This is a genomic window from Paenibacillus pasadenensis, assembly GCF_023715725.1.
Lineage (GTDB): Bacteria > Bacillota > Bacilli > Paenibacillales > Paenibacillaceae > Paenibacillus_O > Paenibacillus_O pasadenensis_A.
Map to the genome: position 1 here is coordinate 906,690 of NZ_JAMBOT010000001.1, position 24,129 is coordinate 930,818.

The 24,129-nt window shown below is 53.2% G+C and carries 24 protein-coding genes and 1 pseudogene; 9 read left to right on the forward strand and 16 right to left on the reverse strand.

What is annotated here, in order from left to right; genetic code table 11:
- Nucleotides 1-12 precede the first annotated feature (12 nt).
- The 9 genes from M3223_RS04240 to M3223_RS04280 all read right to left on the reverse strand — a co-directional run bounded on the left by M3223_RS04240 (nt 13) and on the right by M3223_RS04280 (nt 7,922).
- Nucleotides 13-2,922 (reverse strand): DUF927 domain-containing protein, encoded by a 2,910-nt coding sequence (locus M3223_RS04240; protein WP_251559256.1) that lies wholly within the window; start codon nt 2,920-2,922, stop codon nt 13-15.
- 69 nt (nt 2,923-2,991) lie between these two features.
- Nucleotides 2,992-3,549 (reverse strand): bifunctional DNA primase/polymerase, encoded by a 558-nt coding sequence (locus tag M3223_RS04245; RefSeq protein ID WP_251559258.1) that lies wholly within the window; start codon nt 3,547-3,549, stop codon nt 2,992-2,994.
- Nucleotides 3,550-3,567: 18 nt separating this feature from the next.
- The gene (locus tag M3223_RS04250) at nt 3,568-4,365 is read right to left on the reverse strand and encodes a hypothetical protein (protein ID WP_251559260.1); all 798 of its coding nucleotides are present in this window, start codon (nt 4,363-4,365) and stop codon (nt 3,568-3,570) included.
- Nucleotides 4,362-4,550 (reverse strand): hypothetical protein, encoded by a 189-nt coding sequence (locus tag M3223_RS04255; protein WP_251559262.1) that lies wholly within the window; start codon nt 4,548-4,550, stop codon nt 4,362-4,364. Before M3223_RS04255 ends, M3223_RS04250 begins: the two co-directional genes overlap by 4 nt.
- A complete protein-coding gene (locus M3223_RS04260; RefSeq protein ID WP_251559264.1) occupies nt 4,547-4,963 on the reverse strand; it encodes a gp33 family protein in 417 nt (138 codons plus the stop codon). Before M3223_RS04260 ends, M3223_RS04255 begins: the two co-directional genes overlap by 4 nt.
- Entirely contained in the window at nt 4,960-6,666 is a 1,707-nt protein-coding gene (locus M3223_RS04265; RefSeq protein ID WP_251559266.1) for an SNF2-related protein, read from the reverse strand. The genes M3223_RS04260 and M3223_RS04265 overlap by 4 nt, the downstream gene beginning before the upstream one ends.
- Nucleotides 6,667-6,790: 124 nt before the next feature.
- A complete protein-coding gene (locus M3223_RS04270; RefSeq protein ID WP_251559268.1) occupies nt 6,791-7,090 on the reverse strand; it encodes a hypothetical protein in 300 nt (99 codons plus the stop codon).
- A 1-nt stretch (nt 7,091) separates the two neighbouring features.
- Nucleotides 7,092-7,601 carry a helix-turn-helix domain-containing protein gene (locus tag M3223_RS04275; RefSeq protein ID WP_353057667.1) on the reverse strand — a complete coding sequence of 170 codons (510 nt, stop codon included), beginning with the start codon at nt 7,599-7,601 and terminating at the stop codon, nt 7,092-7,094.
- A gap of 117 nt (nt 7,602-7,718) precedes the next feature.
- Nucleotides 7,719-7,922, reverse strand: coding sequence for a helix-turn-helix domain-containing protein (locus M3223_RS04280; RefSeq protein WP_251559273.1), 204 nt, complete (start codon nt 7,920-7,922; stop codon nt 7,719-7,721).
- A gap of 496 nt (nt 7,923-8,418) precedes the next feature.
- On the opposite strand from M3223_RS04280, the gene M3223_RS04285 reads away from it, so the two are divergent.
- Together M3223_RS04285 and M3223_RS04290 are read left to right on the forward strand one after the other, a co-directional pair.
- Nucleotides 8,419-8,916: a helix-turn-helix transcriptional regulator gene (locus M3223_RS04285; protein ID WP_251559275.1), complete on the forward strand. Its 498-nt coding sequence runs from the start codon at nt 8,419-8,421 to the stop codon at nt 8,914-8,916.
- A gap of 417 nt (nt 8,917-9,333) precedes the next feature.
- Entirely contained in the window at nt 9,334-10,512 is a 1,179-nt protein-coding gene (locus M3223_RS04290; protein ID WP_251559277.1) for a site-specific integrase, read from the forward strand.
- Here the strand turns inward: M3223_RS04290 and M3223_RS04295 are convergent.
- The 3 genes from M3223_RS04295 to M3223_RS04305 form a co-directional block, all read right to left on the reverse strand.
- Nucleotides 10,509-10,769 carry a DUF7667 family protein gene (locus M3223_RS04295; protein ID WP_251559279.1) on the reverse strand — a complete coding sequence of 87 codons (261 nt, stop codon included), beginning with the start codon at nt 10,767-10,769 and terminating at the stop codon, nt 10,509-10,511. The two genes, M3223_RS04290 and M3223_RS04295, sit on opposite strands and share 4 nt — an antisense overlap.
- Nucleotides 10,766-10,924 carry a hypothetical protein gene (locus M3223_RS04300; RefSeq protein ID WP_251559282.1) on the reverse strand — a complete coding sequence of 53 codons (159 nt, stop codon included), beginning with the start codon at nt 10,922-10,924 and terminating at the stop codon, nt 10,766-10,768. Before M3223_RS04300 ends, M3223_RS04295 begins: the two co-directional genes overlap by 4 nt.
- A gap of 373 nt (nt 10,925-11,297) precedes the next feature.
- A complete protein-coding gene (locus M3223_RS04305; protein WP_251559284.1) occupies nt 11,298-11,756 on the reverse strand; it encodes a CBS domain-containing protein in 459 nt (152 codons plus the stop codon).
- A 171-nt stretch (nt 11,757-11,927) separates the two neighbouring features.
- On the opposite strand from M3223_RS04305, the gene M3223_RS04310 reads away from it, so the two are divergent.
- Nucleotides 11,928-12,359 (forward strand): MarR family winged helix-turn-helix transcriptional regulator, encoded by a 432-nt coding sequence (locus M3223_RS04310; RefSeq protein WP_251559286.1) that lies wholly within the window; start codon nt 11,928-11,930, stop codon nt 12,357-12,359.
- Nucleotides 12,360-12,493: 134 nt separating this feature from the next.
- Here the strand turns inward: M3223_RS04310 and M3223_RS04315 are convergent, their stop codons facing one another.
- Nucleotides 12,494-14,959: a heavy metal translocating P-type ATPase gene (locus tag M3223_RS04315; protein ID WP_251559289.1), complete on the reverse strand. Its 2,466-nt coding sequence runs from the start codon at nt 14,957-14,959 to the stop codon at nt 12,494-12,496.
- A gap of 143 nt (nt 14,960-15,102) precedes the next feature.
- On the opposite strand from M3223_RS04315, the gene M3223_RS04320 reads away from it, so the two are divergent.
- The 6 genes and pseudogenes from M3223_RS04320 (at nt 15,103) to M3223_RS04340 (ending at nt 19,765) form a co-directional block, all read left to right on the forward strand.
- Entirely contained in the window at nt 15,103-15,492 is a 390-nt protein-coding gene (locus M3223_RS04320) for an SET domain-containing protein (RefSeq protein ID WP_251559291.1), read from the forward strand.
- A gap of 146 nt (nt 15,493-15,638) precedes the next feature.
- Nucleotides 15,639-15,929: an ArsR/SmtB family transcription factor gene (locus M3223_RS04325; RefSeq protein ID WP_251559831.1), complete on the forward strand. Its 291-nt coding sequence runs from the start codon at nt 15,639-15,641 to the stop codon at nt 15,927-15,929.
- A complete protein-coding gene (locus M3223_RS04330) occupies nt 15,929-18,553 on the forward strand; it encodes a DsrE/DsrF/DrsH-like family protein (RefSeq protein ID WP_251559293.1) in 2,625 nt (874 codons plus the stop codon). The genes M3223_RS04325 and M3223_RS04330 overlap by 1 nt, the downstream gene beginning before the upstream one ends.
- A gap of 71 nt (nt 18,554-18,624) precedes the next feature.
- Nucleotides 18,625-18,816: pseudogene (locus M3223_RS24430) on the forward strand (Ada metal-binding domain-containing protein); the annotation flags it as partial.
- A gap of 47 nt (nt 18,817-18,863) precedes the next feature.
- Nucleotides 18,864-19,241, forward strand: coding sequence for a helix-turn-helix domain-containing protein (locus tag M3223_RS04335; RefSeq protein WP_251559296.1), 378 nt, complete (start codon nt 18,864-18,866; stop codon nt 19,239-19,241).
- A 5-nt stretch (nt 19,242-19,246) separates the two neighbouring features.
- Nucleotides 19,247-19,765: a methylated-DNA--[protein]-cysteine S-methyltransferase gene (locus tag M3223_RS04340; RefSeq protein ID WP_251559298.1), complete on the forward strand. Its 519-nt coding sequence runs from the start codon at nt 19,247-19,249 to the stop codon at nt 19,763-19,765.
- 514 nt (nt 19,766-20,279) lie between these two features.
- On the opposite strand, the gene M3223_RS04345 is transcribed toward M3223_RS04340, so the two are convergent.
- The 3 genes from M3223_RS04345 to M3223_RS04355 form a co-directional block, all read right to left on the reverse strand.
- The gene (locus tag M3223_RS04345; RefSeq protein WP_251559300.1) at nt 20,280-22,097 is read right to left on the reverse strand and encodes a DUF2339 domain-containing protein; all 1,818 of its coding nucleotides are present in this window, start codon (nt 22,095-22,097) and stop codon (nt 20,280-20,282) included.
- Between the two features lie 62 nt (nt 22,098-22,159).
- Complete coding sequence (gene mscL / locus M3223_RS04350) at nt 22,160-22,561, reverse strand: large conductance mechanosensitive channel protein MscL (protein ID WP_251559302.1); 402 nt, start codon at nt 22,559-22,561, stop codon at nt 22,160-22,162.
- A 62-nt stretch (nt 22,562-22,623) separates the two neighbouring features.
- Complete coding sequence (locus M3223_RS04355) at nt 22,624-23,868, reverse strand: MFS transporter (RefSeq protein ID WP_251559304.1); 1,245 nt, start codon at nt 23,866-23,868, stop codon at nt 22,624-22,626.
- Between the last annotated feature and the right edge of the window lie 261 nt (nt 23,869-24,129).

The following is a 24,129-nucleotide window of genomic DNA, read 5'->3' on the forward strand; positions in this document are numbered from 1 at the left end:
CTTGTGGACATATTAGGCCTCTTCATCAAAATTTCGCCGTTTGACGCCAACGAAATATTTGTAATCCTTGGACGCATCCTCGCCATACGAGACGTACACACGGCGCCGAACCTTGTGCCGAACCTTTGCCTCGCCCTTCCGCTGATCGGTGAGCACCATGCCATTTTGCGCCCAATCCTTTAAGATGCGAGTCGGATTGAAGTTCCCCTCCCGCAAAACCTCATCAAACACCGTCGGAAAGTAAAACGTATATCCCTTCACATCAAAAGGCGCGCCGGACACCCGATCCCCAATGAATCCACTCCACACCGGGCGTGGACGGTCCGCAAATGTATCCTCGTGCGCTTCGGTCCAATCCATTAAATAGTCGTACGCCCGCGTGGCGTCGTCGACTTCCGCCTGCTTAACCAGCTGCGGGAACATCGTCTCCGCGAGCAGCAGAGCCTCGTCCCAGGCGTCGATCTCTTCCATCCCAAAGATGTACCGGCTCGCGTAGAAATCGCCCAGACAGGCCGCAGCGACGCTGGATAAGTGGCTGGTCAGATTGTCCGGAAAGCCTTCCTGCAGCGTTGCCACCATGCGCTCAAAGTCGTCCATGATCGCCCTGGGGTTCTCCTTACTGAGCGCCAGCAGCGCCTGAATGTACGTAGGCCCGGCGACGCCGTACGCACCATTGATACCACGGTGCACCGCCTGCGCCTTGAGCTCGTCGGGGATCGGCCGTCCGTACACTTCAAGCGTCCGTGTCTTAACGCCGGCCGTGGAGTTGTCCGCGCTGATCGGGTCCTCCCCTGTGGTGAGAATAATATTTTTCCAGGACTGGTACTCCCTGATGCCGCCGCCCTTGGAACCGCGGGTCTTGCCTTTCCCCATCGAGAGTGCGTAGACGAGCTTATCAATGAAGTCCTGCTTCCGTCCGGCGACCTGCTGCTCGTCGAGCCCGACCGGTAAGTCGTTGTAAAAGCCGCAGAGCTGCTCGATGCCGACGGCGGTCGTGTTGAAATTCGCCATGATGTCCTCCGGTCGGCCCCACACACTCAAAGCCGCACTGAGCGCAGCTGTTTTGCCGCCGCGTGATCCGCCATAAGCGTGAAAGATGAATATCCGCCCGTTCACGATCCGCAGCAGCGGAGAAGCGAAGCTGCACGCCAGCATGAACCGGGCAATCGGAAACGCACGCAGCGGCTCAATAAATGACACCCAGTCTATGAGCTCACCGTGCCCGTGAAAGCCCTCCTGCTGATTCTTCATGTCAGGGTTATCAATCTCCATGTCGCCCTGTACGCCGGGAAAAAAGTGATTCGAGCCATACCAGCCGAGCCGGGAAACGGTCTTAACGAGAGGAATTTCGCCGCCGTATACCTTTTCAAACTCGGACATGTAGCCAACAAAGGTCCTGGCCATTTCACTGTTCACGGGTATATCGAGGTTTGAGAGCATGGGAACCTTGCTCGCCATAGATACCATGTCCTTGTCGAGCGCAACCTTTTGCCATTCGTTGTCCCGCCACCAAGTGAGTTCAACCCTGGCGTCAGCGGTGCCGTCGACGCGCTTCATTCGGCGTGAAATAAATATCGGCGCATCGCAGGCCGTCGCTTCCTGCGGACCCTGGTCTGTGAAGATGACACGAGTTATGCCGCGTTCACTGATGTTCCAGTCTCCGAATTTACGGACCGCGAACTCGAAGGGCTTCTTCTCCAGCCAGGTGCCCTCCATCGGCGGCGCATCGTCGAGTTTTTCGACTACCTTGAGCTTGCTGTCCCGTTTCGCCCGCTCCGTGATGGCGCTGTTCAGGTCCCGCATGCTGATGTCGCGTCCGGCGAGATCCTTAATCTGCCCTTTCACAATGGCGAGCTCAGCCGGCTCTTTACGCTTCAGTACCGCGAGAGCGCCGATAACGTCCTCCGCAAACACTTCCTCCCGGATCACTGCATCCTTCATACGGTCGATCAACGACGCGACAACCCCACGCGCTCCAGCTACCGCATCCGTTGCAAAACCAATTGGCGCCGTCACGCCGCAGCCGCCGTTCGGACAATCAAAACCGACGTTGTTCTGGATGTACTGGCAAGTGTGCGGCTTATCGCTCTGTAGCGCGTGTTCAATCTTCCGTTCCGTCTCCCGCTCGCTATAACCCGAGTAAGGCTTGCTCAACTCATGCACGGCAGCCGGACCATCATCCAGCGGCGCCAGGTTAGTCACCATGGCGTACCATTCATTCTCCGGCAGCATAGCAGCGTCGTCCTTGCAATGGCGGCAAAACGCGCAGCCCGCAAGCACAGCAGCGGCACCTTTCGCCTTTCCCGCTTCATAATTACCTCGGATCGCACGCAGCCGCTCTGTTTTCACTGCTGCAGCTGCTTTCTTGGGAGTGAACAACTTCAGGTACCAGTCCGGCTCCGGTCCGCCTGACGCCAGCTCCGCGAGCCATTCCGGGCAATCTGCTGGTTCCAGATCATTATTCCATTCGTATACCCCGCCCGAAGGATGCAACGACGGCGCCACAACAATGAAACCACCATCGCCACGAAAATCAATCCCGATCTTCTTCCTGCTAAAATTGGTGAGCGTGCCGCCGGGATGTTTGAACACGTAGTGCCGACCGCCGCTGCCCGTCGTCGCCGTCAGCGTATCCGGCAGCGCGCCGCGATCAGCTTCAATCAGGGCGAGGGACGCGAAGCCATCCGCGTCCCCTTCTTTCTTTGCTTTATCGATATCAAGTACAATAATGCCGCTCACTGCGCCAGTTGGTATGCCTATATTTCGTTCGTTCCCCTTGAACCACGCTGTTACCAAGTCCCGCGAGGGATGCTTGGTACTGAAGCTCTGCCAAGATATAGCCGGCTTCTTATCGCGTGGATGCAGGGGGATGACGCTCCATCCCCGCTGCAAGTATTTCAGAGCTATTTCGAGTTGTGTCATGTAAGCGCCAGCACTCCCTTCACACCCTGCTCTCTTCCGCGCCTCCCCCAAGGCGTCGCCCTCAGGCGATTAAAGAGCAACCCGAGCCTTTTCGAGCAAGAAATCCTCAAATGCATCGGGCAAATCTACAATTTCATTTTCATCTCCGTACCATTCATATGATCCGCCCCCGACCACACTGGGAGGAAGCATCGTGTACCAGCCATCCCCTTTGACAGCAAGGTTTCCGCTGATTCGCAGCGAACTGAGCTTCTGCTCAAACCGGAACAGATGCGTCACGTTGTAGTCGCCGTAGTCATAGCCGCGTTCCGGGCCCCAACTCGGCGGATACCGCCGGATCATGAGTGTTGGAGGCAGCGGACGGATTGCTTTTTCAATCCGCCGCAGCGTTCCTGCTCCGTCCCGACCGGAAAATTCAAACGCTATGATACCGCTGTTTACTCCGGTGCAGAGGGCGATATTATTTTCTGCGACACTGAACCAGCGGCGCAGCGTGCTGTTATCAGGATGATTTTCATTGTAATATTGCCATCCCGATTCAAGAGCGGACTTGGAATCAGGATACGTCGGAATAATAGGATAACCACGATCAACCAGGTACCGCGCCCATGGAAGCTGACTTTTCATTGTTGACTCCTCCTCAATTTAGAACAATTGATCTTCAGCTTCCGGCGGTGCCATCTCATCACTTGGCGGCGGGGCACTGGCTCCGTATCCTTCTTCAACAACCGTGACAACCTGTTCCGGCTCGCGGCGCAGGATCGGACGCAGCTGTTCGCCGTACGCTTTGATTGCTTTGGCTTCATCCTTGGTCAGGTCCTTGACCTTCGTGAAAACACCGCTGGAGTACTTAATGCCGCCGTTCGAGACTTCTTTCTTCAACTTGATGCTCGTAACCACCGCGTGCGCCGGCTTCAGTTTGTTCATCAAACCGGAGAGGTAACTGTTCAGCGGCTTACGACTTGTTGGCGGCACGGTAATAATGACAGGGAAGATGTCTCCCTCGCGCAGCAGGTACAGGCGTTCCTGATTCTTACATGGCTTCGGCTCGTTGTTAGGTCCGAATTGGTTGAACGGGCATGTTGCGCATTCCTGGCAGCCGCCAGCCCATGGCACCGGGGCACCTTCTGCAGCCCGGCCAATCTTTCCATCCGCAGCCGTGCAGTCCGGCGCTTCATTGCCTCCCGTGAATGCACTTTTATAGTAGACATTCACAGCATGGCGGTCGATGATGACACCCTGCAGGTCCGATATTGCGACGTCCTCGCCGCTCTCGTCCTTGAGATCGAATGCCAGTGCGCCGCCAGCCGGGAATTTGACACGCTGAAATTCCGGCGTCACTCCTTCCATGTCTTGCATGAGCTCCATCATTTCATCACGGTCGGCTAGGATCGGAAGGTTGTAGGACGGTTGATAAATTTGTACCGCGTTAGATTGATTCATGGATTAATCCCTCCATTAGTTTGATTTTCAACGTAACCAATTGCCCCGTGCAGCTTCGGCATATCAAGCAGCCATAACTCTCCCGTCGCGCTGCGAACGTCCTCGCGCTCCAGATGCTCCGCCAGATAATTCAGGTAGCGGGCATGGTCGCGTAGCGTCTTTGCCGCTTCCCCTGCCGCAGTCATCGTCCGGACTTCCTTACATTGATTTGTTGCTTGTTGTGGACGTTAAGCAGCGCCAAAAATTCCTCCGGGGCTTCGTCGGCGCCGAGTTCCTTGTACAGGCTGGTCAGCGAATTGGCATTAACCGCTTCCTTAATCAGATCGCCATAACCGTTCTCCCGCAGCCAGTCAAAGGCTTCTTCCTTCGTTTCAGCAGACAGGCTGGCAAACGGTCGAACCGATGGACTGAAGCTGAACCCGCCGTGCTTAATGCCATCGATGCCTTCCTCCACCATCATGGCGAACATGCCCTGCTCAATCTCCGCCTTCTTTTCCCCGAGTCCTTTCAACACGGACTCGGCCGTCTCGATCTCCTCGCGCACTTTCACTAACTGCTCCGCATAGCCAGTCACCGCATTCTGCATGTTTGTCGTCATTTCTTTTTTCCTCCTAATAGAGTTTTGTAATTGTCCACGACCAAATCAGCCATGCTTTTTTTCTTTTGCAGCGCCTCGGCGATGTCTTCGTCGATCGTATCCTCGCAGACCAGCAGGTAGTGCGTTACACTTCGGGTCTGCCCTGTCCGGTGGATCCTTGCGCAAGCTTGGGCATAGTCCTCCAGGCTATACCCCGTAGAGTAAAAGATCGATGTGTCCGCCGCCGTCAGCGTGAGACCGAGCCCCGCCGTCCGAATCTGAGCCACAAACACCCGCACCGCCGGGTCATCCTGGAACTCATCCACAAAACGCCCGCGGTCGTCCTGGCTCACATCGCCGTAGATGCTGCGGTACCCAAGCTTCCGAGCCTCCAGCAGCTTCTCGATGGCGTGCAGCTCGTCGAGGTAGCGGACGAACACCACCGTCTTCTTACCTGCGTCCATGATCTCATCGAGCAGTTCCTCGAAGACACCAAGCTTGTCGTCGTGCAACTTGTAGGTGATGCCGGTCGGCAGGCCGTCCTCCTCCAAACTCACGAAGCCGCCCGTCATGCGCTGCAGCTTACCAATCTTGGTGAGCACGTTCTGCGCCGTGATTTGTCCGCCGGACTCAAGCTCCAGAAACGCATCTTTCCGCATAGCGTCGTACATCTTTCGAGCCTGCTTGCCGAGCTCCACCACGCGGGTGACGTACATCTCCGGTGGTAGGTCAAGCGCTTCGGCCTTGCTGACGCGGTACGCGATGCTATGAGCCTTGGCAACGAGCTCTGGTAGATTTTGATAGCCGACGACGACTTTCCCCTGAAAGCCACCCATGCGGGCGTAGCGGGATCTAAATGCGGTGAAGCTGGTGCCGAACACGCTGGGATCGAGGAACTTATATTGAGAGAAAAATTCCAGAGGTGAGTTATTGACCGGGGTTCCGGAGAGAATCATGCGCCGCACGGCGTCTTTGCCGAGCCTGTGGACCGCCTTGCTTTGCTCCGCGCCGGGCGTTTTGATGCGCTGCGACTCGTCGGCTACCACACCATACCCGTCTGCCTTGCGCAGCCAGGCAAGCAGTTGGGCTTCGATACGCCATGCACTTTCGTAATTGATGACGATGACCTGCAAGGCATCCCCTGTTGGAGGGAAAGCGGAGAGTTGCTTTTGTTTTTGCAGTGAAGACCCGCGCAGCGCCGCTACTAGGAAAGGGAAGTCTGCGAAACGATTAAACTCCTTCGGCCAAACCGGGACGACCGATTTCGGCGCCAGGATCAGCATTCGCTGCAGCCGACCTTCTATAAAGTCACTGCCGGCGATTGCAATTGCCTCCAACGTCTTACCGCAACCTTGCTCGAACAGCAGCGCAATATTTGGCGTAGTGAGCGCCATTTGAAACGCTTTGCGTTGATGCACGAATGGGACAGCCTTTATTGGAAGATTCACTTCAGCATCGTCCGCTTCTTTGATCGCTTCGATGGCTTCGTTCCGCTGCTGCACCGCCTGCACATCCGCCAAAACTGCCGGATCGACGATGACGTGCGGGAATACTATTTTCAGGTCGCGCAGGCTGTACGGCGTTGCGGGGTACGTCCAGCGACGGAGCTTCGTGTCCCACTTTGCGCCTGGAATGCTTTTGGCTGCGTCCTTGTCGCCGAAGCCGCAGGTCAGAATGAATTTCTTTTTATCGGTGGTGAGTTCGGGAAAATGCGAGATGGACATGCAGAGGGCCTCCGTTTCTTCTTACGTTCAAGAGCAATCCATTCGTAAGGATTTATAAGGAAGGGTTGATGATGCGGATATCCGGTCAACTCAGTGCGCCGAATTATTGGAGCATCACCGACATTCACGAGCTTAAGCGCCTTTCCTTGCGAATAATCTGTTGTTGCAGTAAACTATCCTTGAAATCTTCCGCTTCTCCCAAGTGGTTAAAGGATTTCTCATGGCTGCTCTCTTTGTGCAAAAAGAGGGCGGCCATATCTTTTTTCATTTGATCGATAGCAAACTCAATTTCACGAATCTCATCGCGAAGCCAGTTCAATCCTCCATGATTTGCATCCGAACGTTTCAATTGGCGATACATCCTCACCAAATCGTTACTACGTTGACGTAACCCCCGAATGCTCTGGACCACAATCCATGCCATACTACCGTCTCCCTTCGCGGACTTCATTTTCGTATTGCTGAATCAGCTTGTTACGATCAAGTTGGAACTGCTCCTCCAGCACCCCCATGAATACAAACACGTTGTCGCAGACATCCTTTGCCTCACTCCAAAGCCGCGTTGCTTCTTCTGGAGTTGCTTTGTTCAGCAGGATGATTTTGCCCAATTGTTCCATCAACTCCCGTAATTCCTTGGTGACCAACTCCTTGAGGGCAGCTGGATGCAAATCAAAATCCGGCATGATGGCGAGCAGATCCGTAATCCACCCGCCAGTGCGATGGTTTGCCACACGCAATGCAAACCTCCAACTGCTGCGTGAAAGTTTCGATTCAATGTCCTCTGGAATCGGGCGGTCACCCGATTCAATTCGGCTGAGAGCGCTGCGTGTGTAACCCATACGAGATGCAAAATCTTCTTGAGATAATGATAACTTTTCCCTAACATCCTTCATTGCGACTCCCAAGTGTCCCATTTTCATCCCTTTCTGTGACATCGTGTCACGATTAGTTACTAGATTCGTTGCATTGTTGCTAGGATAATAGAGACAAGGACAAGCGCCACAGTCCCTACATACTCTGCGCCGGGGAGCCCCCCAGCAATCCGGCCGGCTTTACGCCATCTGCTTCGTTTCTTGATCTGCAAGCCATCTGCGCAGCGATTCTGGACGAAACAGGTACTTATTGCGGAATTTCACGAATGGAATCTGACGCTTCGCGAGCATGTCATACATGGTGCGTTTCGAGATTCCAATAAAAACGGCGGCCTCATCAATATTCATCGTTGCCCTATCTTGCGTTTCAAGTGTTGCATCCATTTGCTTTTCACCCCATTTCGTTGAATTTTGTTGCAAATCGTTGCACCGTTTCCGGCTTGGTTCTAATTTACATCAACAGATTGTGGAATGTCAACAAGAATATTTCCACAATTTAAAACATTGTTAACCTTAATTACTTTTAAATCAACTATGAGTTGTATGTCCTTTTAATTTCACAAAAAATATAGTATATCGTTGCCTTGAGTGTTAAAATGTTTGTGTAATACACAACTATTATTTAGATCGATGTATTTAAACTTCACTTTCAACTTAATAAAATTGAGGAAGGTGATAAAATTTAATAATTTATACAAGTATTTTTATATATATTTTTCATGTACATGAAGACCCCTCGTCAAAATGCCAAAGAAAGTAGAGGAAAAACCCTCAGATATCTATGAAATTATATATTTTGGTTTTAAGCGTGGATTGAAACCATGAGTTTTTGGAGATAAAAAGTAAAAAATACATTTTCACAAAAAAGGCATCTACATCTATGTCGAACATCTACGAGCGTTGGGTAGAATTGAACGAGGCGTTTAGTGTTAATGAGAATGCTGAGTTAAAGAGGATGGCGAATATGTCGATAGCGGATAATCTACCAAGTGTGTTGAAGGAACTTAGGCGGAAAAAGGGCTGGAATCAGGGGCAAGTAGCAGATTCTATAGGCGTTTCAAGGCAAGCATATTCGTACTATGAACGCGGTGAAAGAAACCCTCCACTAGATACATTGAAGAAAATTGCAGAATTACATGGCGTGACAGTGAACCGATTGATTGATGAAGAAAATTATAGTGAAGATGAAAAAAAGCGACCACCTAGCACGGCGACCGCAGCTGTAATTTTAAATGCCATAGAAATAAATAATGAAGAATCCATAGGAGTTTTACAACGTTTACTAGTGCATGATGGAGAGCAGCTGTCAGAAGATCAGGTTAGGGAGATTCTTGCGATCGCGCGTTATCAACTGGCGAGGAAACAGTCTTCAAATTAAGGCCAGGAAAAACACGCTTGAGCGGCGTTGGATCTAAACCTTGACTAATAAAAAATTGAACCACTTCCATTGGTTGGAGCTTACACTGCTTTTCATCATCCATATCGAATCCCCCGAGAGTGTGATATGTTCCCATTCTAACGAACAAGCGTTCGTATTACAATAGCGCTGTTCAGAATTGGTGCTTATGTAATATCCTGCTGCATTACCTATTATACAATAAATCGTCGGTTTTTGTTGCATAATCAACACAAATAGTGGAGTGTTTTGTGGAATGAGTAAAAACAAATTGTTGCTTTTGTTGCTTTTTGTCGGATATGCTGTTATTGGGTCGATTTATTACTATCTATTGTATGAGAAGGAAAATGCCGACAGGGAACGCTTTGAACAAAATCGCTACACCAAGGGGGATCGACTATGGCTCGCGTCGAAAAGCGAGGAAAAGGAACGTATCGGCTACTGGTTGAAGGCGGACGGGATGCAACCGGAAAACGTATCCGCCACACCAAAACTATAAAGGCTCGTAACGGCCGTGACGCCGAAGTTGAACTAGCAAAATTCGTAACCGAAATAGAAGCTGGAACTTATATATCTCCGGAGAAAATGACGTTTTTTGATTTTATTAAACAGGAATGGACAGTTAAGTATGCTGTAAACTTAGCTGCTTCAACACAACATATTTATAACACTTACCTTGATGCCTATATCCTCCCGAAAGTTGGTCATCTCAGGTTATGTGATATATCAACCATACAACTGGTCAATGTCATGCATGAGTTCACTCTGCCGAGGCTTAAACGTAACGGAAAAACAGAGCCATTATCGCAGCGAACCCAAAGTTATATTTATAACCTTTTGTTTAGTGTACTGGAAATAGCGAAAAAATGGCGCCTCATTCCTATTAATCCGATGGAAGGCGTCATACGCCCTAAAGTGGATCGTAAAAAGATGGAAGTTTACCACTCCCAGGAGGCTGCTGCGGTAATTGAAGCGTTACTGACTGAGCCGAGACGTTGGAGACTCCTAATAATAGGAGCTTTAGTTGGAGGATGTCGGCGCGGCGAAAAGATCGCTGTAGAATGGTCAGACGTTAGTTTCAGTACACATGAAATTTCAATAAATCGATCCATCACACTCAGGAAAAAAGGAATCATATATGAAACGGCTCCTAAAACTGAATCATCTATACGGATTGTAAAAATGCCAGAGTGGTACATGGCTGAATTAGCGGATTTTCGAAAAGAATGGTTAGAAGAAAAACTTCTGGCAGGAAAGGACTGGAAAGGCGGAAACCGTCAATATATTTTCCATCGTGGCTACGGGGTGCCCTATCATCCAGGTAGTGCAACTAAATGGTGGAACAGATTTGTCAAAAGACATGGTTTTAAAAAGATACGTTTCCACGATTTACGCCACTCTTCTGCATCCATCCTCTTTGAACAAGGGGCAAGGATGAAAGAAATACAATTACGCCTGGGACACAAAAATGAAAGCACAACGTCAAAAACTTATGTGCATTTGACCCAAGAAATGGTTGGTGCCTCTGCGGATAGACTTGAATTCCTGGCTCCAAAGAAGAAAAGCGGAGAGCTTTAAAGCTTCCGCTTTTTCGTCTGGATTGGGTCTCGTGCGAGTTCTTCGATGTCCAGACAGATTTCGTACTGCCAGTCAACATCATGCACGAGACTGGCGACAAGGGACATGTTCTCCAAGTAAGCCATGGAGAGCGCATACTCAGCGTTCAGGTGGAGGCAGATTGCCATCTCTTGCATTTCATCAGCCGTAAGCTCGCGGCCCTTACCAAGGAGATGCAGCTCTGCTAGGCGCTGGTGAAACGTCTTGAGGCCGGTCATAATAGAATCACCACGATGGCGATGATTCCGGCAGCAATAATTATCCAAGCAAACCTATCGCTACTGCAGCTGTCCTCCGCATCTGCCTCCACCTGATGGATGCTTTTAATTCGGTTATCGACCGTGTAACGCACTTCGTATCGTTTCTCTTTCATGGTTCCCATCCCCTTCTCCCTTGGATGGTATAGCATATGCGTAATGTTCGTTTTTGTTGCCAAAAAATAAACTATTTTTAACAAAAATATATTCAGGCACCAAAATGGCACCATTTCAAAAATACGAAGAGATTGAGTGGTTCAAATGCATCTGGAAAACCTAGTATTGGCGCGGTTTTTTGGAGATTCCAAATGAGAAAATGCGGCTTAGGGAATTAGAACTCTTTCATAATTCCCTTACTTTTCTCATAATTCGTCACGGGACCATCGTCCCATACCTCCGTTATGTGTAAAAGGTCTTTGGAATCACTCTGTTTTAACAGCCAAAAAAACGGCCCCCCGCGCTGGCGGGCAGACCGTTTAAGACGAGTATTTAGTTAAGATAAGAGCCGAAGGAATGGCGGATTACGTCGCCTCTGCTAATGATGCCTACTAGCACACCGTTTCGATGCACCGGCAGCTTTTTAATTCTTTTTTTGCCCAGAATAGCAGCGATTTGTTCCACATCTTCGTCCTGGCTGACGGTAACGACCTTTTTGCGGGACAGCTCCATCACGTTGAGGCGCAGCAAACGTTCAATCCGCTCGTCATACTTGCCGTCATTCATCCGCATCACGATCGAATAATAAAAGGAATCCACAACGACATCCTCCCGGTGGCCGATGTACCGCATAATATCTCCGTCACTAATATATCCTACAATTTCGTTGCGCTCATTCACCACCGGCAGGCCGCTGATGTTATATTTAATAAATTTCTCAATTACATCTCTCAGCGTATCCTGCTGTTTCACTTTATGAACCTGACGAATCATGATCTCATGAGCTTTCATCCCTGATTCCCCCGCTCGTGGAATGACCTCTCTACTGCTATCAATTGCATCAAATGTAATTGTATTATACAACTATAATGAATGCTGTCAATGTATGTTATGCGCCAGCTTGCTTCCCGAAGCGGCGCATGGTACATGTAAGATACATAATCGTGAGAAATGGGGTGCATCATGAGCAGCCTTCCCGTGGAAGCGATCGAAATGGAACTTTCCCATATTATCCGCAAGCTTATTTCGGAAACGACCTATCGTAAAAGCGACAGCAGCCTGGATCGGGCCGCCTATTTGTTATTGGATCATATTGCCTCCGGCGGCTGGTCCTCCGTCAAGTCGCTAGCCGAGGAGTTTAAGCTCGACAGCTCAACAATCAGCAGGCAGACCTCCTCCTTGGAAAAGAAAGGTTACGTCCGCCGCGTTCCGAGCGAGCTTGACCGCCGCGCCTATACCCTGGACATTACGAAATCGGGCGCGGAGGAGCTGGAAAAAAACAAACAGCAGCGCGCCGAGCGGATCGGCGAGCTGCTGGCCGGCTGGCCGGCTGAGGAAGTGGAGCAGTTCAGCCAGCTGCTGCAAAAGTTCGGACGCGCCATCGACGAAGCATGACTGCAATTTCGGCTTCCTTTGGGCGTCAAACGCCTTTAGCACGCACCTTCTTGTCACACATAAATGGGGAGCTTATGTCATCGCAAGATGACACAGGCTCCCCCTTTATGCTCCCGTTGCAGCTCTCGCCGCAGTCAGACCGTATCGGAGCTTTTAACGCGCTGCAGACGAAGCGCGTTGACCACGACCGATACGGAGCTCAGCGCCATTGCCGCTCCCGCCAGCCAGGGCTCTAGCAGGCCTGCGGCAGCGACCGGCACGCCAAGCGAGTTGTAACCGAGCGCCCAGAACAGATTTTGGCGGATGTTGGACATCGTCAGCCGGCTCATGCGGATTGCCTCGGCAATGCCGTTCAAATCCCCGCGCATCAGCGTAACATCGGCTGCCTCAAGCGCCACATCCGTTCCCGTGCCAACGGCCATGCCAATATCCGCTCCGGCTAATGCCGGCGCATCGTTGATGCCATCCCCAACCATCGCGACGATACGGCCCTGCTGCTGCAGCTTCCGCACTTCCTCCGCCTTGCCTTCCGGGAGCACCTCCGCCAGCACCTCGCCGATACCGGCTTGGGCGGCAATCGCCTCAGCCGTACGCCGGTTATCTCCCGTTATCATGAGGACGCGCAGCCCAAGCGCCTTTAATCTGCTTACGGCAGCTGCAGAGCCCGGCTTAATCGTATCCGCAACGGCAAGCATGCCGGCATAACGGCCGTCTAGAGCGACGAGCATCGCCGTTTTGCCCTCGATCTCCAGCCTCTCCATCTCCTCCGCTCCAGCAGAAGCGTCTACGCCTTCCTGCTCCATCAAGCGGCGGGTGCCGATCAGCACGCTCCGTCCCTCTACCTCCGCGCGGATGCCATACCCGGGCAGCGCCTGGAATGCGGAAGGCTCGGGCAGCTCCGGCATTTCCCGCCGGATGCCCTCCACTACGGCCTCGGCAAGCGGATGCTCCGACGGCTTCTCCGCCGCGCCAGCCATGCGCAGCAGCTCGCTGCGGGCGGTTATTGCAACCACGTCCGTCAGCTCCGGTTTCCCCGCCGTCACCGTGCCTGTTTTGTCCAAAATAACCGTATCAACGGTATGGGTTCGCTCCAGATGCTCGCCGCCCTTGAACAAAATGCCCAGCTCGGCGGCACGTCCGGAACCGGCCATAATGGATGTTGGCGTCGCTAGCCCGAGCGCGCAGGGGCAAGCGATAACAAGCACGGATATGGCTATTTCCAGCGCCTGGGCAAAATTACCTGGAGCCGCAAATAAATACCAGATTAGCGCTGCGACGATTGCTGCCGCCACAACGATTGGCACAAACACGCCGGAAATTCGGTCCGCTACACGCTGAATCGGAGCTTTGGATCCCTGCGCCTCCTCTACGACCCGGATAATGTGCGCCAGCACCGAATCCTTGCCAACACGGGTAGCGCGCACCAGCAGCATGCCGTTTTTGTTCAAGGTCGCTCCGGTCACGCTATCCCCGGGACCTTTTGTGACAGGCAGGCTCTCTCCAGTCAGCATCGATTCGTCTACAGAGGAGCTCCCCTCCTCCACGACACCGTCCACCGCCACTTTTTCACCTGGACGCACCCGCACCAGGTCGCCGGGAACGACTTCCTCCAGCGGCACCGTCAGCTCGACGCCGCCGCGCTGCACAACCGCTGACTTCGCCTGCAAGCCCATGAGCGATTCCATCGCCGCCGTCGTGCGGCCTTTGGCCAGCATCTCAAGCAGCTTGCCTGCCACGACAAGCGTAATCAGCACGGCGCTCGTTTCGTAATAGAGCGACGGTCCAGGACCGGCATGGTTCATGTTATCGCTTTGAAGGGACCACATAATCGTCAAATACAGACTATAGAAATAGGCTGCCGACGTGCCGAGCGCAATAAGCACATCCATATTGGCCCCGCCGCCCCGCAGAGCATTAAACGCTCCCCGGTAAAAGGGGGCGCCGACGATAAATTGTACGGGCGTCGCCAGCGCCAGCTGCACCCATGGATTCATCAGCAGCTCCGGCAGAGGCAGCCACGAAAGAAAACTGAAGTGGGCCGCCATCGTATACAGCAGCGGCAGAGAAAGCAGAGCTGACAACACGAGCCGCAGCCGTTGGCGCTGCAGCTCCTCCTGCTTGCGCTGCTGATCGCCGCCGCTGGAATTTTGCAGGGAGGCTTTATACCCTAGCTTAGCGACTTTCTGTTGAAGCTCGGCCAAGTCCGTTTCACCAGGCCTGTATTGAACTGCTGCCGTCTCCATTGCAAAATTAACCGAGGCCGAAACGACGCCGGGCATACGGCTAAGCCCTTTCTCAATCCGCGTGGCGCAAGCCGCGCAGGTCATGCCTGCAATTTGCAGCTGCAGCGTTTCTCGCACGGTGCCGTAACCGAGCTTTTGCACCTTCTCATCCAGCTGTTCACGGGTTACCGTGTCGGGATGATAAATGACGTTAGCCTGCTCAGCGGCAAAATTAACGTTGGCGGAAGCGACCCCTTCCATCCGGCCAAGACCTTTCTCAATTCGAGAGGCACAGGCCGCGCAGGTCATGCCAGTCAGCTTCAGCACAGCCTTGTGCTCACCCGCCGCCGCATGGTTTGTAGTGTCTGGCTCGTTCATACGTTAACCTCCAAGTGTAATGCTTCTCCCTTTAATATACCCCCACCCCCTATATAGGTCAAGGGAAACAGCGCTGATTTGCCGTTTCGATAGCTGCGGGTTAAACTGAATTATTACGTTCAAGAAGAGGTGGACCGATTATTATGCTGGAAGTCCGTACCTCCCCTCATACGACCGGGGAGTTTACACGAGGCGTTTTTGCGACAGAGAACATTGCTAAAGGAGAGATTTTCCACAAAGCCCCTGTCGTCACTTATCCAAATGAAGATCATGTCCATATCGAGCAGACGATTATCGAGGATTATGTATTTAACTTCGGGGCGAATCATGGCGCGCTCGTGTTGGGATACGGAAGTTTGTTCAATCACTCCTACACGCCAAATGCGGTTTATGAGCTGAACTTTGAAGAATTAACCGTCGATTTCTACGCCTATACCGATATCGTTCCCGGTGAAGAGATTCTCATTAATTATAACGGCGAGCCGGATTGCGACGATCCGCTTTGGTTCACAGAGGAGCCGGAACAAAGCTGAGCCAGCGTAACCGCTGAATAACGATCGTTTAACCGCCACATAGGCAGCAGGTATTCCTTTTGGAAAATGCTGCTGTCTTGCCCTTTGAATCGCTATATCGTAATATTACGTTATAATGATTCACAGCAGAAAGGAAGTATCCCATGATGAAAATGGACAGCCAATCGTTTGAACAATCGGCTGAACTGTTGAAGGCGCTGGCGCATCCCGTGCGGCTTTGCATCGTCAACGGTTTGCTCAACAAAGGCTCCTGCAACGTCAGCTTTATGCAGGATTGCCTTGGCCTGCCGCAATCCACCGTATCTCAGCACTTGCAAAAGCTGCGCTCTGCCGGCATCGTGCAGGCCAACCGGATTGGCCTGGAAGTTAATTATACGGTCGCCGACGAACGCGTGCGGCAGCTGGCCGGTATTTTATTCAAGGAGGATTCAGAGTGATGAACGCCAAAAAAATCATTATTGTCGGAGGCGTTGCGGGAGGAGCCTCCGCGGCTGCCCGGCTGCGCCGTCTGGACGAACATGCCGAAATGGTTATGTTTGAGCGGGATGAGCATATCTCCTTCGCTAACTGCGGCTTGCCGTATTACATTGGCGGTTCCATCCAGGACCGCTCCCGTTTGCTCGTACAGACACCGGAAGCGATGACCGCCCGGTACCGGCTTGATATACGTACCCGGAGCGAGGTCATTGCCGTTAATGGCTCCGCCAAAACAGTCACAGTTCGCACAAGCGGCGGGACCGAGTACGAAGAAAGCTACGATTATTTGTTATTGTCTCCCGGCGCCAAGCCGATTCGGCCGGATATACCCGGTATTGATCTTCCGGCAGTCGCCGTGCTGCGCAACCTTGCCGATACAGACCGGATAAAAGCTATGGTAGACCGGGAAGGAACCCGTTCCGCTCTGATTGTCGGCGGCGGCTTTATCGGCGTGGAAATGGCTGAAAACCTGCGCCAAGCCGGTCTTGAGGTAACGCTGGTTCAATCGGCTGGACAGCTGCTCGGCAGCTTTGATCCCGAAGTTGCCTCCCTGCTTCAAAATGAGCTTTTACAAAACGGCGTTAACCTTTGCTTGAACGATCAAGTGCAGGCAATTCGTCAGCTGGAGGACGGTTCTCTGCAGGCGGAGCTTGCCTCCGGCCGGATTGTGCGCTCCGAACTGGCTGTGCTGGCGATCGGCGTAGAGCCGGATACGGGGTTTTTGCGGAGCAGCGGCATTGAGCTGGGAGAACGCGGTCATATTCGGGTCAATGAGCAAATGGAGACTTCAATGGACGGCGTATATGCGGTTGGCGACGCTGTGCTTGTTGCCGCGTACGGCTCTAGCCGAAGAGCTGCCTTCCCGCTTGCGGGACCGGCGAATAAACAGGGGCGTATTGCCGCCGACAACATCTGCGGCATCTCCTCCATCTACAAAGGCGCTCAAGGCACCTCCATTATCCAGGTATTCAATCTTACCGGCGCCATGACCGGCAGCAGCGAAAAAACGCTGCGCCAGCTCGGCATCCCGTATCACGCTACCTATGTTCACCCCGCATCGCATGCCGGTTATTATCCTGGCGCTGCGCCGATGGCGCTTAAGCTGCTTTTTGGTCCCGATGGGCTGATTCTCGGAGCGCAGGCTGTCGGCGCGGACGGCGTAGACAAACGGATCGATTCCATCGCTGCTCTGATGAGGCTGAAGGGCACTGTGCAGGACCTCGCTGAGCTGGAGCTTGCCTACGCTCCGCCCTATTCCTCAGCAAAAGATCCCGTCAATATGTCGGGACTAACGGCAGAGAATATACTAACGGGCCGCATGCATGTATTCCACGCCCCTGAGCTTGAGCGCAGAAACCCGAACGGCACGCTGCTCATCGACGTCCGCTCGGTCATCGAGCATGAGTCGGGGCATATCCCGGGCTCGCTCCATCTGCCCGTTGATGAGCTGCGGGAGCGGCTCCATGAATTGGACCCGTCCAAGGAGCTTTGGGTCTACTGCCAAGTCGGGATGCGCGGGTATACGGCGGCCCGTCTTCTTAGCCAGCATGGATTCACTGTCCGCAATCTGAGCGGCGGCTTTAAAACGTACCGGATGTTCGGATTGGAGGTGGAATCCGGTCCTTCCTCCATCCTTGAGGCGAAGCATGCTTCACCGGCATTGCGCCCACCGGGCAGCGATACACACGCGGGAGCACTTAACGTTCATTGCGTCCCGCTGGCGGCAGCGCTGGAAGCAACAGAAGCCCTTTTAAAGGAAAAAGAGAATTCCCATGCGGATAACCCCCGTAATGGGAGGGAGGCCGATTCATTGGCTATCCATACGGAAAGCAATCCTGAGATCATTCATGCAACGCTGGATGCCTGCGGCCTTTCCTGCCCCGGCCCGCTCATTGAGGTGAAAAAGAGCATGGACCGGCTGGAGCCCGGACAGCTGCTGCAGGTTAGCGCTACGGACCCGGGATTCTATGAGGACGTACAAGCCTGGGCCCGGATGTACGGTGCCGAGCTGATCCGCGCAGGGCGCGAAGGCAGCAGGTTTGAAGCGCTGCTGCGCAAACTGCCGGCGGCTTCAACCGGCGTCGCGGAAACAGCGGCGGCGGTTCCGGCAACTCCAGAGGGCAGTACGCTGATCGTATTCAGCGGGGATCTGGATAAAGCGATCGCCTCCTTCATTATTGCCAACGGCGCGGCGTCCAGCGGCAAAAAAGTAACGTTATTTTTCACCTTCTGGGGCCTTAACATCATTCGCAAGCCTGAAAAAATCACCGCAGACAAAAGCCTGATCGGCAAAATGTTCGGCTTGATGATGCCGCGGGGCAGCAGCCGGCTGGGCATGTCGCGTATGAATATGGGCGGCCTTGGAGCCAAAATGATTCGAGGCGTCATGAAGGGCAGCGGAATTTCCTCGTTGGAGGAGCTGATCCGCGCGGCCCAGGAGCAAGGCGTCGAGATCGTCGCCTGTTCGATGTCGATGGATGTCATGGGGCTGAAACGAGAAGAGCTGATCGATGGCGTTAAAGTTGGCGGCGTCGGATATTATTTGGGCAAGGCGGATCAGTCCGGCATTAATTTGTTTATCTAATCTTGCGCTCATTCCAGAATCGCCTTCTTCCCCGGCAAAAAAGATATACTGGTCGTATGGAGGTGTCAGCGATGAACCGAACTCGCATAGTCGATCAAACAAAGCGGTTGTTAACAGCACCAACGGAAGCTCAATGGGCGGCTATTACAACCTGCGATGCCGGCGCTGACAGCAGCTTTTGGTACGCCGTTCGGACAACGGGCATCTTTTGCCGTCACTCCTGCCGCTCCAGAACGCCAAAAAGAGATCACGCTCTCGTGTTCTCTTCGCCGGGGGAAGCGCTTGATGCCGGATTCCGCTCCTGTAAAAGATGCCGGCCCGAAGCCGCCGCCCTTCCCGGATTCCCGGAGAGGCTTGGATCGATGAAGTCATTCAGTATATTCGTACCAATCTGCAAGGGGATTTGTCGCTGGCCGCTTTGGCCCAAGCCGGCTGCAGCTCGCCTTGGCATTTGCATCGAAACTTCAAACAGCAGACAGGGTTAACGCCGCAGCAGTTCGTCCGACAGCAGCGTATTCGGCTGGCTGAGCAACTGCTTCTGGAAACCACCTCATCCGTTGCCACGGTTGGCGGGCAGGCTGGCTTTCACGGCACGGCTCATTTTATGAACTGTTTTCGCAAGGAAGCCGGCTGCACGCCTGTGCAGTTCCGCAAACAGAAGCTGGCTGAGGCAGCTCAAAGGAGGTAATACCCATGGATAATCGGCAGCAGTTATACTGGAGCCTGCTTGAAACCGGCGATTGGCGGTTTTATATAGCGGCGGATGAAAACGGGCTCGTTTTTTGCGGTTCGTTGAACGGAGAATTTACGGAGCTGGCGGACTGGGCCGCACAGCGCAGGCCCGAGCTGCAGCTTGAGCCATCCAAGGAGCAGCTGCAGCCGTATGCGGACCAGCTCACGCAGTTTCTGGAAGGTAAACGAACCTCCTTTAATCTGCCGCTGGCGCTTAAGGGGACTTCCTTCCAAATGAAAGTATGGGAGGCTTTGCAGAACATTCCATTTGGCGAAACAAGATCGTACGCCGAGCTGGCAACAGCAATCGGGCGCCCGTCGGCCGCTCGCGCGGTTGGTGCGGCGGTTGGCGCCAACCCGGTGCTCATACCGGTGCCCTGCCATCGTGTCATCGGCGCAAGCGGCGCTCTCACCGGTTACCGCGGCGGGATGGACATGAAAACAAGACTGCTGGCTCTGGAGCAGAGCCAGGCCGAATAACCTGCGCAGCCGAAGCTGCTGTTTGCAGCCATCGCCGCCGTAAGGGCTTCAAACGACCTTACCGCGAACCTTTCGCCGAACTTCGGCTCCCGTAAGGACCTCAAACGACCTTACGACGCTCCTTTCGCCGAACTTTGGCCCCGTAAGGGCTTCAAACGACCTTACCGCGCTCCTTTCGCCGAACTTTGGCTCCCGTAAGGGCTTCAAACGACCTTACCGCGAACCTTTCGCCGAACTTTGGCTCCCGTAAGGACTTCAAACGACCTTACCGCGAACCTTTCGCCGAACTTTGGCTCCCGTAAGGGCTTCAAACGACCTTACGACGCTCGTTTCGCCAAACTTTGGCCCCGTAAGGACCTCAAACGACCTTACCGCGAACCTTTCGCCGAACTTTGGCCCCGTAAGGGCTTCAAACGACCTTACCGCGAACCTTTCACCGAGCTTCGGCGTTAAAAAGGGCTGTCCCTAGCCACGTAGTGGCATTAATGGGACAGCCTTTTTCCTTTTCAAACGTTCATTCCTTTTGTTTGCGGTAAACAAACCGGGAAACGAGGATGCCAACAGCTCCAAGGCCGATGAACAGCACCGCCCTGACTGCTACAGATACGCCCGGCAAATCGACAAAAATTACCTTGAGCAGTGTCAGGAACAAAAGTACGATGCCGGCCATCCGCACTTTGGACTGAGTCAGCCATAAGCCCAGAACAATCAAGCTGAGCGCATAGGCGACCCACACCGCCGAAAGCACAAGCGAACGGTTGTCAGGAGCAAGCTCATCTGCCAACGCCAGCGTAAGCTGCGTCAGGAAAATCAGCAGCAGCACGCCGCCGCTCCATAACAAAAGCGGGCCCGGCCCGGCTGGCATCTGTTTCGGCCGCAGCGGCCGCAGCAGAAAATATAATGCCGTCCACACTGCGAGCAATATGACCCATGACGCCGTAGCAGCCGACCCGGCAGCTTCGATTGGTTTTTCCAGCACAACCAGAGCGCCGATTAGCAGCACCAGCCCTCCAGCCGCTTGCTGCATATGCGAGTGCAGCTTGATGCCGAGATATAGCGATAAGATTCCCTGCACCAATAACGTTGCTCCCAAATAATCGGACGAAGCGATGGCAAACACGAGCAGCGCCACGCCAAACGTTGCGATTATTGCATACAACGAGACTATTTTCCCGCCAGCCGAGCGCCTCATAAATGCGGATCCCAAATATACTAGCGCAAGTATGGCAACCGTCCAGCGGAATTCGATTGGACCGAGCAGCAGCCGCAGTAAACCGGCATTAATCGCGAACGATGCAAACAAGAGCCCGAACCGTTCCGGCCGCGAGGCAAAAGCAGCGTCCTTCAACGACAAGCCGTACTGCAGCAGATGATGCAGCAGCAGCGCGCCGACGATAACCCAGCGGTTCACCTCGGAATCCGACATCATACTTGCAATCAATACCGCAGGCAAAAGCAGCGCATAAGAAATGACGTAAGACATCCGATACTCATTGCGCCAGCTAATGAGCAGTATGGCCGAGGCGAATAATGACTCGTATCCAAGAAGCAGCGCTAGATTAGGCTCATCCGAACTGACCAGAAACGGCACAAGCGCGCCTGCTGCCGCTGCCGCCGCCAGCAGAGCCTGCGACCGGTATCTCAGCGCGGTCGCCACAAACAACGCCACAGCCGCCGTATATAACAGGACAGCTGTTCCAGCTCCAATAAATCCGTACAGCATGTGGGCCGCAAAAAGCGTCAGCACCAACACGCCGTTGCCTCCGCCAAGCAGCACTTTGCCAAGAGCGTCGCTTCCCTGGCGCATCCAGCGTGCTCCTGCGATTAACATTGCGGCAGAAGCGGCAATTCCGAGCAGACAACGCACTCCAGGTGTAATATACCCGGCGCTAACTGCAGCAAGAAAGCCCCATAACACGCCGAGCAGCAGCACAATCATAAAGATGCGCGGCAGCCAAACGCGAGCAATTACATGCTCCCAGTCTGTCTGCTGCTGTGGCGGCTTTACTGGCGCCGCAGGCCGTTCCGATCCATGCATGCCAGGAGCAGCCGATAGAGCCTCTCTGTCCGCTTGTTGAGGCATCCGTAGGCCTGCCTGCTGCATGCTGCTCGAATGTTCAGCTCCCTGCAAGCCTGCCTTCTGTTCCCGGCCTGTTAACTCGCTTTCTGGAGCGGAAGGTCCGGCGGACTGCTGCACGTTAACTTCGTGACCAGCCTTGCCCTGCTCATTGTTCAATAACAGCTGGCCAAACCGATGCACCTGGCGGCGCAGCTCCCGAACCTCCTGCTCCAGCTGCTCCACCCGCTGCGCTAACTGATCCGATTCTCTCACCTGCATGCCCCCAGTTGAATCTGGAACGGCCTGCGTCAGCCAGCCGTTCCGAATTCTCTTTTCTAGCTTCTTTCCCGGTTCGTCTGCTCCCGGAGCAGATCTCGAATCTCAATCAGCAGCTTCTCTTCACCGGTGAGCACAATTTCTTTTTGACCCTGATCCTCTTCTACCTTCTCCTTGCGTTTAACCTTGCTCAGCAGCCGGATAAACATAAAAATCGAAAACGAGATAATGAAAAAGTCGATAATCGTCTGCAGAAACAGCCCATACTTCAATACCGTTTCTCCGAACGTAACTTTAAGGCCGGAGACGTTGATCCCCCCGAGCAGCATGCCGACTAGCGGAGTAATGATGTCATTGACAAGCGAGGTGACCATTTTGCCAAACGCCGCACCGATAATAACCGCAATCGCCAGCTCCATAATGTTGCCTTTCATTGCAAAAGCTTTAAAGTTCTTCCACACCTGCTCTTTCACTCCTTATTCCAGAACTTCATCTATTATACAAAAATTTCATATTCCGTTCATTATGACTGTGCTTCAGGCTGTTCCTCTCGGACCAGCTTGAGCAGCAGAAACTGCAGGAGCGCCAGGACGACCAGAACGACGGCAATGCCAACCGGCTGCAAGTTTCCGGCAAACAGCAGCAAAATCGAGATGGATACAATTCTGCCGCCGTTCAAAAACAGCTCCCGCATAATAACCGACTCCACCCGCAGCTCTCCTTTAAGCGGCAGCGTGCCAATCAGCCGGTAATAATAAGAAGTGAGCGTATTCATCGCAAGCGGGTTGAACACCGAGAACAGCATCATGAACAGTACGACCGACCATAAGCTCACCTCAATTAGCAGCAGCGACGAACCTAACGTTATTCCGATTGAAGATACGAGAAAATATTTGCGGGCGTTCTCCTTTTTGGCCATGCGAGAGAGCACGTATCCCGTCGCCACAATCAAGGAGGAGAAAAACACCCCGAAGTAGCCGACCCAATCCTCGCGGCCGAGCGTCAGGAAAAGCAGAATATTGGGCAAAAACAGCATAACGCCCTGGAAAAGCCCAAAAATGAATAAACAGTAAAGCCCGTGAAGCCAGCGGCGGTTTTTGCTCATGAGCAGCCCCATCAGCTTTAAGTAAAAGGTCCTGTGGCGGGCGGGCTGCAGCGGAATGCGGAAGCTGACTATGGCAGCGATAAGAAACGTAATAAACGCCAAGGAGAAAATCAGAATATATCCGCTCAACCCGTCGCTGCGCTGGATCACAAAACCGGCGAGCGCCGGTCCTGCCAATCCGGCTGCGTTATATGAGATCATATTCAATGCCAGGTAACGAATTCGGTTTTTGTCGGTTGAAACATCGTATTGGAGCACCAAAAAGCCGACCCAGTAAAAGCCCGAGGCAATCCCGTTCAACAGGGCAAATAACACGTAAAATTCGGCTACGTTTTCCTGAGCGATAACAACGAGTAAATAAAACAACGCGTTCATCAAAATTCCAAGCCGGTAAGTAACCATGCGGTCCTTGCGTTTGGCTAGCCAGCCCCCCGCCGCAAAGGCGGCTGGAGCAATAGCAAATACCAGGATGTTGTACAATCCGTTAATGATCAGGTCCTGGGTCAACCGCCACAGGTAAAGGTTCAGGAACAGGCCCGACATCGAAGATCCGAATTGAAAACAAGCGTGGATACTTAACGAAATAATCGCGTTTTTCCCCAATCTTCGATCCGGCGGAAGCATTTCTCTCTCTTGCCTTCTCCACCATTGTCTCGCTCCCATTTATTCCTCTCTTCCTTCCATGTATCCCCCAGGCTGCCAGATTCGCACCCGCCCGCATTTGCGGCAGGGAAGTTAGTCAAAGCGGATTATAGCACCATTCCTTTAAAGCGGCATCCCGCTTAATGCCGGAAAAAGCCGGTAAATAAGGCAAAGAAGCCTCATTCGCCCAAGAAGCGGACGCCAGCCCATTGATTCGGCGGCAATCATAGTTTTACGAGGTTTAACAAGTTAAAAAAGACCTGGCGGCACTCAGCCTCCAGG

Excerpts from the sequence above, each read along its gene's own strand:
- M3223_RS04240 (WP_251559256.1), bottom strand. The coding sequence starts at position 2,922 with ATGACACAACTCGAAATAGCTCTGAAATACTTGCAGCGGGGATGGAGC.
- M3223_RS04245 (WP_251559258.1), bottom strand. The coding sequence starts at position 3,549 with ATGAAAAGTCAGCTTCCATGGGCGCGGTACCTGGTTGATCGTGGTTAT.
- M3223_RS04250 (WP_251559260.1), bottom strand. The coding sequence starts at position 4,365 with ATGAATCAATCTAACGCGGTACAAATTTATCAACCGTCCTACAACCTT.
- M3223_RS04255 (WP_251559262.1), bottom strand. The coding sequence starts at position 4,550 with ATGACTGCGGCAGGGGAAGCGGCAAAGACGCTACGCGACCATGCCCGC.
- M3223_RS04260 (WP_251559264.1), bottom strand. The coding sequence starts at position 4,963 with ATGACGACAAACATGCAGAATGCGGTGACTGGCTATGCGGAGCAGTTA.
- M3223_RS04265 (WP_251559266.1), bottom strand. The coding sequence starts at position 6,666 with ATGTCCATCTCGCATTTTCCCGAACTCACCACCGATAAAAAGAAATTC.
- M3223_RS04270 (WP_251559268.1), bottom strand. The coding sequence starts at position 7,090 with ATGGCATGGATTGTGGTCCAGAGCATTCGGGGGTTACGTCAACGTAGT.
- M3223_RS04275 (WP_353057667.1), bottom strand. The coding sequence starts at position 7,601 with ATGTCACAGAAAGGGATGAAAATGGGACACTTGGGAGTCGCAATGAAG.
- M3223_RS04280 (WP_251559273.1), bottom strand. The coding sequence starts at position 7,922 with ATGGATGCAACACTTGAAACGCAAGATAGGGCAACGATGAATATTGAT.
- M3223_RS04285 (WP_251559275.1), top strand. The coding sequence starts at position 8,419 with ATGTCGAACATCTACGAGCGTTGGGTAGAATTGAACGAGGCGTTTAGT.
- M3223_RS04290 (WP_251559277.1), top strand. The coding sequence starts at position 9,334 with ATGGCTCGCGTCGAAAAGCGAGGAAAAGGAACGTATCGGCTACTGGTT.
- M3223_RS04295 (WP_251559279.1), bottom strand. The coding sequence starts at position 10,769 with ATGACCGGCCTCAAGACGTTTCACCAGCGCCTAGCAGAGCTGCATCTC.
- M3223_RS04300 (WP_251559282.1), bottom strand. The coding sequence starts at position 10,924 with ATGAAAGAGAAACGATACGAAGTGCGTTACACGGTCGATAACCGAATT.
- M3223_RS04305 (WP_251559284.1), bottom strand. The coding sequence starts at position 11,756 with ATGAAAGCTCATGAGATCATGATTCGTCAGGTTCATAAAGTGAAACAG.
- M3223_RS04310 (WP_251559286.1), top strand. The coding sequence starts at position 11,928 with ATGAGCAGCCTTCCCGTGGAAGCGATCGAAATGGAACTTTCCCATATT.
- M3223_RS04315 (WP_251559289.1), bottom strand. The coding sequence starts at position 14,959 with ATGAACGAGCCAGACACTACAAACCATGCGGCGGCGGGTGAGCACAAG.
- M3223_RS04320 (WP_251559291.1), top strand. The coding sequence starts at position 15,103 with ATGCTGGAAGTCCGTACCTCCCCTCATACGACCGGGGAGTTTACACGA.
- M3223_RS04325 (WP_251559831.1), top strand. The coding sequence starts at position 15,639 with ATGAAAATGGACAGCCAATCGTTTGAACAATCGGCTGAACTGTTGAAG.
- M3223_RS04330 (WP_251559293.1), top strand. The coding sequence starts at position 15,929 with ATGAACGCCAAAAAAATCATTATTGTCGGAGGCGTTGCGGGAGGAGCC.
- M3223_RS04335 (WP_251559296.1), top strand. The coding sequence starts at position 18,864 with ATGCCGGCCCGAAGCCGCCGCCCTTCCCGGATTCCCGGAGAGGCTTGG.
- M3223_RS04340 (WP_251559298.1), top strand. The coding sequence starts at position 19,247 with ATGGATAATCGGCAGCAGTTATACTGGAGCCTGCTTGAAACCGGCGAT.
- M3223_RS04355 (WP_251559304.1), bottom strand. The coding sequence starts at position 23,868 with ATGGGAGCGAGACAATGGTGGAGAAGGCAAGAGAGAGAAATGCTTCCG.